This is a genomic window from Helicobacter sp. 12S02232-10 (assembly GCF_002272895.1).
Lineage (GTDB): Bacteria > Campylobacterota > Campylobacteria > Campylobacterales > Helicobacteraceae > Helicobacter_J.
In genome coordinates this window covers 144,816-158,682 of the sequence record NZ_MLAQ01000002.1, presented here as the reverse complement: position 1 = coordinate 158,682, position 13,867 = coordinate 144,816, and the positions used below count along the sequence as shown (strand labels likewise).

The 13,867-nt window shown below is 34.2% G+C and carries 12 protein-coding genes; 5 read left to right on the top strand and 7 right to left on the bottom strand.

The window, feature by feature from the left end; genetic code table 11:
• Positions 1-2: 2 nt before the first annotated feature.
• From BKH41_RS02295 to gatB, 3 genes are read left to right on the top strand one after another with little or no spacing between them, the layout of a single operon-like run.
• Positions 3-1,049, top strand: coding sequence for a dehypoxanthine futalosine cyclase (locus BKH41_RS02295; protein ID WP_095296819.1), 1,047 nt, complete (start codon positions 3-5; stop codon positions 1,047-1,049).
• Complete coding sequence (locus BKH41_RS02290; RefSeq protein WP_095296818.1) at positions 1,050-2,360, top strand: pitrilysin family protein; 1,311 nt, start codon at positions 1,050-1,052, stop codon at positions 2,358-2,360. It begins immediately after the preceding gene.
• Positions 2,357-3,784: an Asp-tRNA(Asn)/Glu-tRNA(Gln) amidotransferase subunit GatB gene (gene gatB / locus BKH41_RS02285; RefSeq protein ID WP_095296817.1), complete on the top strand. Its 1,428-nt coding sequence runs from the start codon at positions 2,357-2,359 to the stop codon at positions 3,782-3,784. Before BKH41_RS02290 ends, gatB begins: the two co-directional genes overlap by 4 nt.
• 64 nt (positions 3,785-3,848) lie before the next feature.
• Here gatB and BKH41_RS02280 read toward each other — a convergent pair whose 3' ends face one another.
• Genes BKH41_RS02280 through hemH form a run of 4 tightly spaced genes read right to left on the bottom strand, consistent with a single transcriptional unit; the run spans position 3,849 to position 10,342 of the window.
• Positions 3,849-5,897: a hypothetical protein gene (locus tag BKH41_RS02280; protein ID WP_095296816.1), complete on the bottom strand. Its 2,049-nt coding sequence runs from the start codon at positions 5,895-5,897 to the stop codon at positions 3,849-3,851.
• 15 nt (positions 5,898-5,912) lie between these two features.
• Positions 5,913-8,735: a cytochrome c biogenesis protein CcsA gene (gene ccsA, locus BKH41_RS02275; RefSeq protein WP_095296815.1), complete on the bottom strand. Its 2,823-nt coding sequence runs from the start codon at positions 8,733-8,735 to the stop codon at positions 5,913-5,915.
• An 8-nt stretch (positions 8,736-8,743) separates the two neighbouring features.
• A complete protein-coding gene (locus BKH41_RS02270; protein WP_095296814.1) occupies positions 8,744-9,382 on the bottom strand; it encodes a thioredoxin family protein in 639 nt (212 codons plus the stop codon).
• A 3-nt stretch (positions 9,383-9,385) separates the two neighbouring features.
• Positions 9,386-10,342: a ferrochelatase gene (gene hemH, locus BKH41_RS02265; RefSeq protein WP_257875388.1), complete on the bottom strand. Its 957-nt coding sequence runs from the start codon at positions 10,340-10,342 to the stop codon at positions 9,386-9,388.
• A 95-nt stretch (positions 10,343-10,437) separates the two neighbouring features.
• On the opposite strand from hemH, the gene BKH41_RS02260 reads away from it, so the two are divergent.
• Together BKH41_RS02260 and BKH41_RS02255 are read left to right on the top strand one after the other, a co-directional pair.
• On the top strand, positions 10,438-10,860 hold the full coding sequence (locus BKH41_RS02260; protein ID WP_095296812.1) for a hypothetical protein: 423 nt from the start codon (positions 10,438-10,440) through the stop codon (positions 10,858-10,860).
• Positions 10,860-11,531, top strand: coding sequence for a 16S rRNA (uracil(1498)-N(3))-methyltransferase (locus BKH41_RS02255; protein WP_095296811.1), 672 nt, complete (start codon positions 10,860-10,862; stop codon positions 11,529-11,531). The genes BKH41_RS02260 and BKH41_RS02255 overlap by 1 nt, the downstream gene beginning before the upstream one ends.
• Here BKH41_RS02255 and BKH41_RS02250 read toward each other — a convergent pair.
• The 3 genes from BKH41_RS02250 to BKH41_RS02240 are packed head-to-tail and all read right to left on the bottom strand — an operon-like array spanning position 11,528 to position 13,860.
• Entirely contained in the window at positions 11,528-12,061 is a 534-nt protein-coding gene (locus tag BKH41_RS02250) for a DUF2393 family protein (RefSeq protein ID WP_095296810.1), read from the bottom strand. The genes BKH41_RS02255 and BKH41_RS02250 overlap by 4 nt on opposite strands.
• Entirely contained in the window at positions 12,058-12,753 is a 696-nt protein-coding gene (gene hisIE / locus BKH41_RS02245; protein WP_095296809.1) for a bifunctional phosphoribosyl-AMP cyclohydrolase/phosphoribosyl-ATP diphosphatase HisIE, read from the bottom strand. The genes BKH41_RS02250 and hisIE overlap by 4 nt, the downstream gene beginning before the upstream one ends.
• Entirely contained in the window at positions 12,754-13,860 is a 1,107-nt protein-coding gene (locus BKH41_RS02240) for a prohibitin family protein (RefSeq protein WP_095296808.1), read from the bottom strand.
• Positions 13,861-13,867 lie beyond the last annotated feature (7 nt).

Genomic DNA, 13,867 nt, shown 5'->3' with positions numbered 1-13,867 from the left:
AAATGGAACGAATGAGTAACAATGAAATACTTGATTTGATGAAAAATGCCTCTCTCAAAGAATTGGGAGAAATGGCAAATAAAAAAAAACAAGAGCTTCATCCTGATAAAATCACAACTTTTATCGTTGATCGCAATATCAACTATACCAACATCTGTTGGGTAGATTGCAAATTTTGCGCATTTAAAAGACGACTCAATGAAGCAGGCGAATATATCTTGAGTTTTGAAGAAATTGATAGAAAAATTGATGAGCTCATTGCTATAGGAGGCACACAGATACTCTTTCAAGGAGGCGTGCATCCAAAACTCAAAATCGACTATTATGAAGACTTAGTAGCCCATATCCGTCAAAAATATCCAAATATTACAATACACGGATTTTCTGCCATAGAAATCAATTATATTGCTAAAATTTCAAAGCTCAGTCTTCCTGAAGTTCTTCAAAGGCTTAAAAATGCGGGACTAAGTTCTATACCTGGAGCTGGAGCAGAAATTTTAAGCGATCGGGTTAGAGATATCATTGCACCAAAAAAATTAGATTCTGATGAATGGATAGAAGTTCATAGACAAGCTCATAAATTAGATATCAAAAGTACAGCAACAATGATGTTTGGAAGTGTTGATAAAGATGAAGATGTCATCGAACATTGGGAAAGAATTCGGTCTCTCCAAGATGAAACAGGTGGTTTTAGGGCTTTTATCTTATGGAGTTTTCAGCCCGATAACACCCCTCTCCAAAAAGAAATGCCTGAGATCAAAAAAGCTTCTAGCAATCGCTATTTAAGACTTTTGGCCTGCAGTCGTCTTTATTTGGATAACATCCAAAATATTCAAAGTTCTTGGGTCACACAAGGTTCCCACATCGGACAATTAGCGCTTCTTTTTGGAGCCAACGATTTGGGTAGCACGATGATGGAAGAAAATGTCGTTTCAGCAGCTGGGGCAAGCCATTCTATGAATGAAAGTGAAATGATAAAACTCATCAAAGATATCGGTGAATACCCTGCAAAACGAAACACCGCTTATGAAATCCTCAAAAGGTATTGAATGAAAAATCTAATCGCACTATTACTATTATTTTTAGGAGTCCATATGAACGCAAATTCATCTAAAGAACCCATTAAATTTTATGAAGTAAATAATATTAAAATTCCTGTTATTTATGAAGAATCCAATCTTTTGCCAATAGGTTCCATACAGCTTGTATTTATAGGCGGAGGAAGTATCAATGATGGTGATAAAAATGGACTTTCTAGGCTTGGGGCAAGCATTTTAAATGAGGGTACAAAAGAACTTGGGGCTACAAAATTCTCTGAAAAACTTGAACAAAAAGCCATTGATATCAGTGCAAGTTCAGGACTAGAGACCTTAAATATCGAATTAAATTATCTCAAAGATCAGGAAAAAGATGCAATCAATTTCCTTGGTGATTTACTCAAATCGCCCAATCTTACCCAAAATGCTTTAAAAAAAATTCAAACCAAAGCCATAGCCAGTCTTTTAAACAAAGAAACAGACTTTGATTATATTGCTAGCACAACTCTTTCGAGTCTGTTATTTAAAAATACTCCATTAGCCTACCCTCCTTTAGGTACTATTAAAAGTGTAGAAAACATTAAACTTGCCGATATCAAAGCGTACTTGGAAAAAAATCTTTCACTTTCTAGACTTGTGATCATTATGGGAGGAGACATCAACACAGATAAAACCCTCGCTGCCCTCAAGCCCATATTATCTATGTTGCAAACAGGTAAAAAAACAGAAATGCACCATTATAATGCAAACCCCAAGCCACAGGAAAAAATCCTCTATAAAGATACGCAGCAAGCCTATATTTATTTTGGCTCCCCTTTTAATATCAACAATTTTGAAAAAGATGCTTATAAAGCCAAAGTAATGGCTTTTATACTTGGTTCAAGTGGATTTGGCTCTCGCCTTATGGAAGAAATTCGCGTCAAAAGAGGGTTGGCATATTCAGCATATATGAGAATTGTTACAGGCAACATTGCTAGTTATACCACAGGCTATTTGCAAACCCAACTTCAAAATCAAACTCAAAGTATTGAACTGATAAAAAAAGTAGTGCAAGATTTTGTAGAAAAAGGCGTGACACAAGATGAACTAAATGGTGCAAAAAATTTCTTATTGGGATCAGAACCACTCCGAAACGAAACACTCTCAGGACGCTTATATGCAAAATTTTATAATTTCTATTTGGGGTTGCCTCTGGATTTTGACAAAATCCAACTTGAACAGATTAAAAATCTTACGCTCAAAGAACTCAATGAATATATCAAATCTCATCCCGAAATCAAAAATCTCAGCTTTAGCATTGTGACAAAAAAGGGGGCTAAATGAGTCAGTTTGAAACGATTATTGGACTTGAAGTCCATGTCCAACTCAATACTAAAACAAAAATTTTTTGTTCTTGTCCGACGAGTTTTGGAGAATCGCCCAATACCAATGTATGCCCAACTTGTTTGGGATTGCCCGGAGCTCTCCCAGTACTCAATAAAGAAGTAGTTAAAAAAGCCATTCAATTTGGAACTGCGATTCAAGCCCAAATTAATCAAGATTCTATCTTTGCAAGAAAAAACTATTTCTATCCCGATTTACCCAAAGCCTATCAAATCTCTCAATTTGAAATCCCTATTGTAGGCAAAGGAAAGCTTGATATAGAAATTGATGGTCAAAAAAAATCCATCGGCATTACGCGGGCACATATGGAAGAAGATGCGGGAAAAAATATTCACGAAAATGAATATTCCAAAGTCGATCTCAATCGTGCCTGCACACCTTTGCTTGAAATCGTTTCTGAACCTGATATGCGAAGCAGTGATGAAGCTATCGCGTATTTAAAAAAACTCCATTCAATCGTTCGCTTCATTGGGATTTCAGATGCGAATATGCAAGAAGGAAGTTTCCGATGCGATGCCAATGTCTCCATCAGACCACAAGGAGATACAAAGCTCTACACAAGGGTTGAAATCAAAAATCTCAATAGTTTCAAATTTATCCAAAAAGCCATTGAATATGAAGTCGATCGCCAAGTTCAAGCGTGGGAAGACAAACAATATGATCAAGAAGTCGTCCAAGAAACAAGGCTTTTTGACACTGAAAAAGGTATCACACGTTCAATGAGAGGCAAGGAAGAGGCAGCAGATTATCGATATTTCCCCGATCCTGATCTTTTGCCTGTGCATATTGATGCAGCACTCTTTGAAGAAGGGCGCAAGATTGCAGAGCTCCCGGATGAAAAAAGAAAGCGATATGCAGAAGAGTTAATGATCAAAGAAAGCGATGCAATTGTCCTTACAAATGATTTGGAAATGGCAACATATTTTGAAACAATGATTGAGAATGGAGCAAGCCCTAAAGGTAGTGTGACTTGGTTAAGCGTTGAATTACTCGGAAGACTCAAAGGAGAAATAAATCTTCAAAATTGTGGCATACCTGCCCAAACTTTAAGTACTCTAGTAAAACGAATTGAAGAGGGAAAAATTAGCGGAAAAAGTGCTAAAGAAATCTTAGATGTATTGGTGGAACAAAAAGGGGGCGATGTTGATTCTCTGATACAATCTTTAGGACTTGCTCAAGTCAATGATGATGGCGCAATTTTAGAGGCAATTCAGAATGTTTTAGATACCAATGCAGATAAAGTGGCAGAATACAAAAATGGAAAAGAAAAAATGTTTGGCTTTTTTGTAGGGCAAATAATGAAAAATGTAAAAGGCGCAAATCCCAATCGAGTTAATGAACTACTCAAAGAAAAGTTAATATAAGTGTCACTCTAGAGATCGAAATGATTGCAACATTACTCATTGCAAATCTTAAAATAAAGTTAAATTAGAAATTTTTTAAAACCCCTTCAAGAAGCCTTTTAGCATTTTCTTGATCTTTCTTAGGGATATATTTTCTAATTACATCCTTTGCACCTTTATCAATAGATTGAATTGCTTGTTTCTTTAGCAACGCACCTGCATCGATTTGAATCTGGGGTGAATTTAAATTTCCATTTAAATTCACATTGACATAATCATCTTTAAGAGAAAGCTTGATTTTTGAAGAAATCTTATTTTTTCCTAAATCTATCTTTGTATGTTCAGAATCAATATGAACTTGCTTGCTCTGCATATTGAATTTTGCATTCAAAACTTTTTTCTCAATAGAGCTTGAAAAATTCCCTGTTTCAAAAACCTGATGAGTAATATCAAATTTAGCATACTTTTTAAGCATATTTGTAAAATCATTAGGGACAATCGCTCCTTTTTCAAAAGAAGCAAAAATTTTCCCTTTCTGACTAAAAAAATCATAATTAAAATTCCCTGAAGCCATAGTATCAAAAACTTGTGGCATTTCAAATAAACCAAATATTCTCTTAATCTCAATTCCCTTAAAATCACCCTTCAATTGAGTATTCTCAAGAAGACCTCGGATATCACCCCCAAAAGTATCTGAATAAAAATCTAAATGCAAGTTTTTAGAATATCGGATTTGACCATTAAAATCAAAATGTCCTGCAAGATCGACTCCGGTAATAAATTTCAACTTTTTTAAATCAGGCAAAGAAACAACGTAATTTCCATCAAAAAAAGGCTCTGAAATCTTAAAATCAGCTTGCTTAAACTTAATCCATCCTAAAGGAGAATCAAAGTCAAAATCCAATTTGCCTGCACCATTTTTTGAAAAAATTCCAATTTTAGCATCAAAATTTGTATCGGGCATATTAAGACCAAAATATTTTTTAATCGGAGCATTTAAGATTACCCCATTGATTTTTCCCATTACCTTTAGAGAAGGAGCATTTTTAAAATCATCAATATTTCCTTTAAAATCCGCATATCCTTTGGCATATTCAGGTTGATAAAACATCCACAATATCTTGTTAGCAGAAAGTTTTTTGACATCAAAATCAACCTTTTCAAGCTCAAAATTTTTCAAGCTTACTCTATAAAGACTTTGAGAATTTGCTATGTTGCTTTTCCCTTCAATCGCAAAGAATTTTTTGTCGCCTTTGATTTTCCCCTCAGATTCTAGTGTGCCCCTAAGAGGTATTTTTAAAAGAGGGGTTAAGGGGGTTAAATCAGAAAAACTTAATTTATATATATTTTCAATATTTAAGTCTGGAATTTGAATCGTTCCACTTGAAATCAAACTTCCAGCATCTGAAGTCAAACTCAAATGGTTTTCAATCAATTTATCTTTGAAATCAGCCTGTAAATTAAATAAAAAATTTGTTTTTGGAATTACGATTTTAAAATCATTTTTTATCAAATTTTGGTTGATAGTTCCATCTTGAATAACAGCCACAATTTTTCCATCATATCCTTTGCTCGCATTTTCTTTTATGTCTGCTCTTATTTTAAGAAAACCATTTGCATAAGATTTTTGACCTATTATCGGCAATAAATTTTGAAGCTCCAAATCTTGAATATCAGCCTTAAATCCTGCAAGAGAAAATTTCACTAATCTTGCTTCAATTTTGGTTTTTGAATCTGCTATATTGCTTTTAGCTTGGAAAAGAAAATCTTGAAACTTACCCTGAATACTGGAATTTATTTTAAATGCTCCCTTAAGAGGCATTTCAACGCTCTTATTTAAAACAGACAAATCATTAAATGCAATATTTAATTTCGCATCAATTCTCTGTGAAAAAAGAGAGAAAATACCGTTTAAACGAGCAAAAATGACATCTTTATGTTTTAAAGAAATATTAAAATTAGAAGGCCTTAAGGAAAATTTTTGAACCTCTAATTCAATAGGAGAATATTTATTGATTTCAGATTGAACTAATGGCTTTAAAAGGTTATTTCCTATTTGAGTGAATAACAAAATATAAATCAATGCCAATAAAATAATCAAAACTCCAATAAACCAAAGCATAATCTTTTTCACTTCATTTCCCTGTAACTAAAGTTTAGGCATCTCCAATTTTCGCTTCAAGCCCGCCAATACAATCAAAATCACGCTAAAAGCAACAAAATAATACAAGAAAACAGGGATGGGCAAAGGATCGCCTGCGGCATAACTATGCATTCCGGATAAATAATAATTCACACCAAAATAAGTCATCAAAATCGAATAAAATCCTACCACGCTTGCACTTGCAAAAATATAAGGCATAAAAGCAAAGTTCATAAACCTCAAATGCAAAATCACTGCATACACGCCAATCGAAATTAACGCCCAAGTTTCTTTGGGATCCCAACCCCAATAACGCCCCCACGATTCATTTGCCCAGACTCCTCCAAGAAAATTACCGACTGTGAGCATTAAAAGCCCTAAAATCATACTCATTTCATTAATAGCACTCAAAGAAAGGATCGTATGATCAATATTGGGTCGATTTGGATTCCTGAAAATAAACATTACCAAAGTGATAACCCCTACAATAAAACACAACCCTAAAAATCCGTAACTTGCAGTAATTACAGAGACATGAATATTAAGCCAATAAGATTTGAGGACAGGAACAAGATTACCAATTTGGGGATCCATAAAACCAAGATGGGCTACAAAAAGTGCTATACCTGCCAAAAAGCTTGCAGCACACAAAGCAAGATTGGATTTCCTGAAAAATACTACCCCTGCTACCCCTGCAGCCCAAGCAATATAAAGCATTGATTCATAAGCATTACTCCAAGGAGAATGCCCGCTGACATACCAACGCAACGCAAGTCCTATCGTATGGACAAGAACACATAGAAGAATCAGTGCATAAATGCTTCTTCCAAACCAAACATTTACCACTCTATCACGTAAAATACTCACAAGAACGGCAATAAAAAGAATTAAACCCAATAAAATATAAGGCAAGGTCAATTGATCAAAAAAATTGATATGATTCAGAAAAATTTCAGAATCTATTTTTGACTTTGACAAATATAGGCTTTTTCCGTGCAATTTTTGATAATCACCAAGCTTATCCAAAGCTTCATCGGCTTGATCCCAATGATTATAAGTAATGCCTATATCAAAACCTTTAAAAAAATCGTCTAAAATTGTTCGAATTTCTTTGTCTCTAGCTGGTGTTGCATTTTCCAATGCATCACTAGGCGCAAACCAAATATTAGAATTCTCATCAGGAAAAATTCTCAATATTTGCCCAGTAAAAACCATAAAAGTAAGATTGAGTCTTTCATCGACATTCAAAACATCTTTATCAAAGGTTCCTCTTTCATTGGGCTTTTTACGATTAGCTTCCTCAACGTAATTTTGGAGTTTATAACCATTGGGACTAAACGCGTCTGAAAAAGCGATTCTCTTTTGATCTTTAGGAACTCCCAAAATTTCTCTTAATTTTGGGGTTGCAGTATAAATGATTTTAATATCTCTCCAATCATTTGGATAAAGTATCATTCCTAAAAATACCTGATCATTACTCAATCCCTTAAAATCATCTTCTTTTGTGATTTTATGGACAACATCCATTGCCATTGTATCCAAAGGCTTTATACGACCCCCAAAATCCTGAAGCTGGAGTTGAGAAAACTTCTTGATATGTTTTTTGGAATTCTTTTTCAGATTTTTCATTCTCTGAATGATTTCCTCATTGGAGCTTGTGGGCATTACATTATCAATATGCGGATTTGAACCTTCAGGAACCGTCTGCTCTTTTGCAGGACCATGAGTATCTATTTTTCCTTCTTCAGCGTAAGCAACGTGCCATATACTAGAACTAAATGCTATAACAAAAATCAAACCTGCGATTTTTTGGGATCTTAAAAAATTAGCAAGTTTGTTAAATCTTCCTTTTTTGGCAAACAACAACCAAATTGCTCCCAAAATCAACATCGCATACCCGATATAAGTGGGAATTTTTCCAGGATCTTTATTGACTGAAAGAATCGTGCCTTGCTCATCAGCATCATAAGAAGATTGAAAAAATCTGTATCCTCTATAATCAAGAACATGGTTCATATAAATTCTATAAGGTTCTATAACTTTTCCATCCAAATCTAAAACCTCCACTTCAGAAGCATAAGAAGAAGGACTCATTGAACCTGGATAACGTTGCAAATCAAATTTTTCCAACTTAAGACCAAAAGGAAGCATTATTTTTCTTACCCCCCAGTTAATGAAAATTCGCACCCCATTAAATTCGGCTTCAACATTTGCACTTTGAACTCCAGGTCCTCCTGTGATGTTATATACGCGTTCAATGCCATCATAAACTGCATTCAAAACCAAAAAAGAAGTGTTACTATTTTTATTCAAATCCTTTTTATAAACTTCAAGAGACTCCAATTTTAAAGGTTTGTTAAAAATCTCAATACTTTTTTTAAGTCGATAATGCGAAAAAGGAGAAAGAGGGCTTGAAATAAACTCTTTTTGAACCTTACCATCAGATGAAACTGCAGTAATATTAAGAAAGCTCTCAGCAGTCGTAATTGAATAACTGCTCTCACCCTCTCGAATATGCATCATGCCTTCAAAACCAAAAAATCTTGTGATTCCTGCTCCTAAGATAATCACCACCAAAGAAGCGTGAAATAAGATACTTGCATATTTCTTTCTTTGCCACGCCTTTGAAACCACCAAAGTTCCAATCAAAACGACCAGCAAGTAAAGATGCAAAGCATCAAACCACCAAGTATTATAAATCATTGCTCTTGCAGCAGAGGTTCCATAGTCATTTTCAATAAAAGTAGCGACTGCACAAGCAATGGCATACAAAAGAAGCAAAGGAATTGCTGCCCAAAAAGAACAGAAAAATAATTTAAAAATTTTCATCAATACCCTTAGGATTTAGTTTGATTTAAAATAAAATTACGAAGGAGTTTATTGACTTCTTTTTGATCTTTTGCCTTTTTCCATTCCCCATTCCCAATAAATTCAAGCATAGCCATAAACTGTTTCTCAGGCATATAACCCGGAAATACAAGAATCGGTTTGCCTGTAGTATCGGTAAGTACAATCGTTGGAGTAGGACGAACATCATACATTTGGGCAAGTTGGGCAGTAGGAATTTTTACTTCTTTTAAATCTGCTTTGGTACCCACTTTAAAATCGTGAATTTTTGAATAACTTAAATTCACATAATAAGCACTAAAATGATTTTGAATATAGCTTTTAAGCTCTGGAGTATTTTTAATGTCTTTTTTAAGCATTTCACAATATGGACATCCATTTGATCCAAAAACAATCATCATATATTTACCATCAGGAGTGATTACCTTTGTATCTTTAAAAACATCCTCCAAACCTGCATAGCTTTTTTTATCCATATTGTCATTCTCGTTTTGAACCTCTTGAGATATATTTGTCCCTGTTGAAATCAAACTCGAATCAATTTTATTGTCACTCTTACACCCAGAAACCCCTATTCCCACAATGAGAGAAGTTACAAAAAACATCAAAAATAAAAATATTCTTTTCATTCATCATCCTTTCAAAGAATTTACAAGTTCTAAAATTGTTTCCACAAATCCTTGAGAATCATTTAAACAAGGGCATACGATATAATCTTTAACGCCCGCTTTCAAAGCCAACTCTTTATACTGAATGCAAAGCTCATATTTTGTTTCAGAATTGTCAATCGTAAAACTTAATGGATAAATAATGATTTTTTTATTCCTATATTTTGCCACAATATCACAAGTATTTGGACCTATCCATTTTAAAGGACCAACTTTTGATTGATAAGACAAAACGATTTTTTCAAAATCAAGACCTTCTTGATGGATAATCTCTTTTAAAATCTCGACATTTTCCTCACATTCTTTTTGATAAGGATCTCCTTTTTCGATAACACTTTGAGGAAGACCGTGTGCAGAAAATATCAAAATAAAATCTTTTGGATCAAGACCTTGAATCGAACGCTTGATCTCAGAAACAACGGCAAGATTAAACGTCTTATTCTGATAAAATCTCTCTATTGTTTTAAGGGTAGGTTTATAATTCAATTCTTTCAATAAGCTATAAACTTCATTCAAAGAAGAAAGAGTGGTTGTAGTCGAATATTGCGGATACATACTGAATAAAATAATGGAATCAACACCTTGCTTTTGAATATCCTCCAAAACGAGTCGAGCGTAAGGAGGGGTATATCTCATTGCATAAGTGTATAACCTTGTCGGATCAGCCTGATTTAATTTTTGAATCAAAGAAAAGGTAAGCTCTGTCATTGGAGATTTTCCGCCGATAGCAGAATAAATCTCTTTTGATTTTTCAATTCTTCTAGATACGATAAAATTGCTTGCTAATTTCCTTAAAAACGCAGTTTTTATAGGCAGAATATAGGGATCATTAAACATATTGTTCAAAAATACTTCTATCTCATAAAGATTACTTGGCCCCCCCATATTCAATAGCATTACAGCCTCTTTGGATGTTTTTATTCGTGATCCTTTGTCTAGTTGATATGCTGGCTTATAATATTGAAATAAAGTTAATAATGCTAAAATTTCCACATCACTTTGAAAAGGAGTTTAATATGCAAGAAATAGATATGGTTGCCAAAGCTTTCAATGATTCGGTATTTTTTCATTCCTTTTTTATGTATTTTATGCCAATTCCTTTTCTCATCAACCTTTATACGCTTTTTGCCAAAAAAAACTACACACAAATCAATCGCAAAATTTGGTTTGTAATGCCAATGATATTTTTTCTAGTTGCCGTTGCATTTTTTAGCGGTATATTCGTAATGGCAATGCAACATTTCCACATCAATGCAAAGATCATTTTAATGATTGTTACAACACTTTTTATCTTTGTCGGTGAAATCATCAGAATCAAAAAACTCAAAATCTCAAAGACGAATGAAAAATTAATGCAAGGTTATTTAAAATTCTGCAAAATCCTCTATGGTGCTGATTTAATTTTATGTATCTTAATCATTTTAATGGGTAAATTCTGATGCGTTTTACTTATTCCCCAAATGCAGGAGAAGAGTTTTTAAAAATAGAAGGGAGCTTGTATAACCATATCTATCAATCAAGACGCACAAAAATTGAAAAAAAACTTTTCTTTAGAAACCTTATGGATGGCAATCTTTATACCTATGAACAAACCAAAATTTCCCGCAATCATTCTGAACTCAAACTATGTGAAAGTTTCTTTGAACCCGTTATTCCCAAGAAAGAAATCCATCTCATTTGGGCTATTATCGAAAATAAAATCATTGAGAAAACTTTGCCTTATCTCAATCAAATGGGAGTCGCAAAAATCACTTTTTTTTATGCCAATCGAAGTCAGAAAAATGAAAAAATCCTTCTGGAGAGATTGAAAAAAATCTTGATCTGCTCGTGCGAACAATGTGGCAGAAGTTCCTTAATGTGTATAGAGATGATTCCAAATACACAAGAAGCCTTAAAATGCTACCCAAAATCCTGTGTATTTGATTTTGGAGGCAAAAATATATATCAAAATTTTCCAAGTCTCAAAGAGGGTATTTTTATCGGACCTGAAGGGGGATTTGATCCGCAGGAAAAAGAGATGTTTAAAAATTCAGACATTTATAGCATAAACGAAAATTTTACACTCAAAAGCGAATGTGCTGCTTTAATTCTTGCTGGTGCTGCAAGTTAAAAACAATCTGTGCCGACCTTATAAGGGGCTGTTTTATAATAAAAATCATCAATCATAATCAAAAAATGATGCGTTTGGTTGATGCGAATTTTTTCTTCAATCAAATGCGTAAAACTTTTTTCAGGATAAAAAATATTCTTTAAACGGTTCATAAAATCCGTTCCTTTTCTAAAAATATCCACTTTGACTATGCACTTATTGATATCTTTTTTTCCTAGATTCTTTATGTCCATATCAACCAAAAAAGTATCGGCATACTGCAATGGTGAAGAGCGATAATAAGAAATTTGGATTTTATAGATTTTTTCCTGCATCAAATATTTAATCAAAAAAGGGGAAGAGAACAAAATCACAAAAGATAGTAAAAAACAAAATTGTGCAAACAGCCTCTTGGAATGCCAAATCAATCCCAGTGTAAAAACAAAAATAAAAACGACAAATATACTAAGAAATAAAACTATTTCGATAGGACCCAAACGATGGAATACCGTTAAAAATAAGGCTTTTATTTCCTGTATTATGCCTATCATTTTCGATTATTTTTCTCTTCAATCCCGCTCATTCCAAATCTTCTTTTAAGCTCGCGCTTGATGAGATCAGGGGTGATATTTTTATAACTCAGTCCGACAAGAATATGATAAATTAAATCCGCACATTCATAAACAATCTGTTTTTCTTCACTATCTTTGATTGCAAAAGCAAATTCTCCCGCCTCTTCTATAATTTTTTTGCAAATCTCATTTTCACCTTTCGCATACAAAGAAGCGGTATAAGATTTGTCCGGAAGTTGGGTTTTTCTTTCTTGCAAAGTGCGGTACAAAGTATCTATAACGCTAAATTGAATATCAAAATCACTTGTTTCTCTTAAGGTATTGACAGGATCGATATCTATTCGTTGAAAAAAACAACTCTGTGCGCCTGTATGACAAACATTTCCCTCCTGCTCCACTTTCAAAAGCAACGTATCATTATCGCAATCTAGAAACATTTCGATTAATTTTTGAATATGACCGCTTGTTTCACCCTTTTTCCATATGCGTCCGCGCGTGCGGGAAAAATAATGAACCAAACCCGTCTCTAAAGTAAGATTTAGCGCTTCTTGATTCATAAACCCCAACATCAAAACACGATTATCACTATATTGTTGGATAATAGCAGGGATTAAGGGGGATTTATCCCAATCAAGCTTCTTAATCAATGCTTGTCTTTGAGTCGGATTCATTTATTTTCCATTAGCTGAAGTACTCTTTTGTTTGCTTTTAGAATCGACCCAAATATTTGGCACAGCTCCACCTGGAGTCAAGAAAATTTGAGCATCCTTATTTTCTTTAAGCGCTTCATTAAATTTGCTTTGAGTCTCTATTTGACGCAACTGCAAAAGTTTATCTGTCAAACTCTGTCCGATACTTTTGTTTGCTTCAGACTTTGCTTTTGCCTCAATCACAATCGCATCAGCAACCCCTTTGGCTTTAATACGATTGGCATCTGCTTCGCCTTTGGCCAATGCAGCAACCTTTTCAGCCTCCTGTTTTGAACGCTCAACCTCATATCTCACACGCTCTGATTCCTGCCTAGCAATCTGAACTTTTTCAATCTGTTCTTTAATGTTTTGAGGAAGAACGATTTCCCTAAGTTGGACTGAGCTGAGTTCAACAGGAGAATTGGGAAATTTCGACATTTCTTTACTGATATCAGAACTGATAAGCGTAGCAATTTCATTTCGTTTTGTTGGAAGATCTTCAGCCGGATAGCGCCCTACAACACTTCTCACCACATCTCTTACAACAGGATTGATAATTTTTTGCTCCCAACTGAGACCATAAGTTGCGATAGTTTGTGGGGCAGTCTGAGGGTTGAGTCTATATTGAACCGTCAATTCAATTGAAACAGTCAATCCTCTAGAATCCATAACATTGATCGCATCATTTCTGAAAATTCCCTGATTTTTACCCACAACCCCCATATCTTCAGTGCGAGAAAAGTTGATTGTCCTGACACGCGTATCCACAACTATAATATCTTGAATGATGGGAACAAAAAAGTGAATTCCAGGCTGCAAAGGGGTATTGTCATATTTACCCGCAGTTACCTTGATACCAACTTCCCCAGAATTAATGACAACAAAAGGTTTAGCAAGCAAAATAATAACGACAATAACAATCACACCAATTAAAGTGGAAATTTTTTTGTTTGTAAAAAAATTCTGCGGAATATTTGGAGGTCGAAATCTCGTATTCCTGTTTGGTTTTTCATCATTCCCTTTAGGAGGTTCATCTTTTCCAAGCTGCTGATTTTTTCTTTTTAAATGCTCATTCAAATCAATCGGCATATTTCTC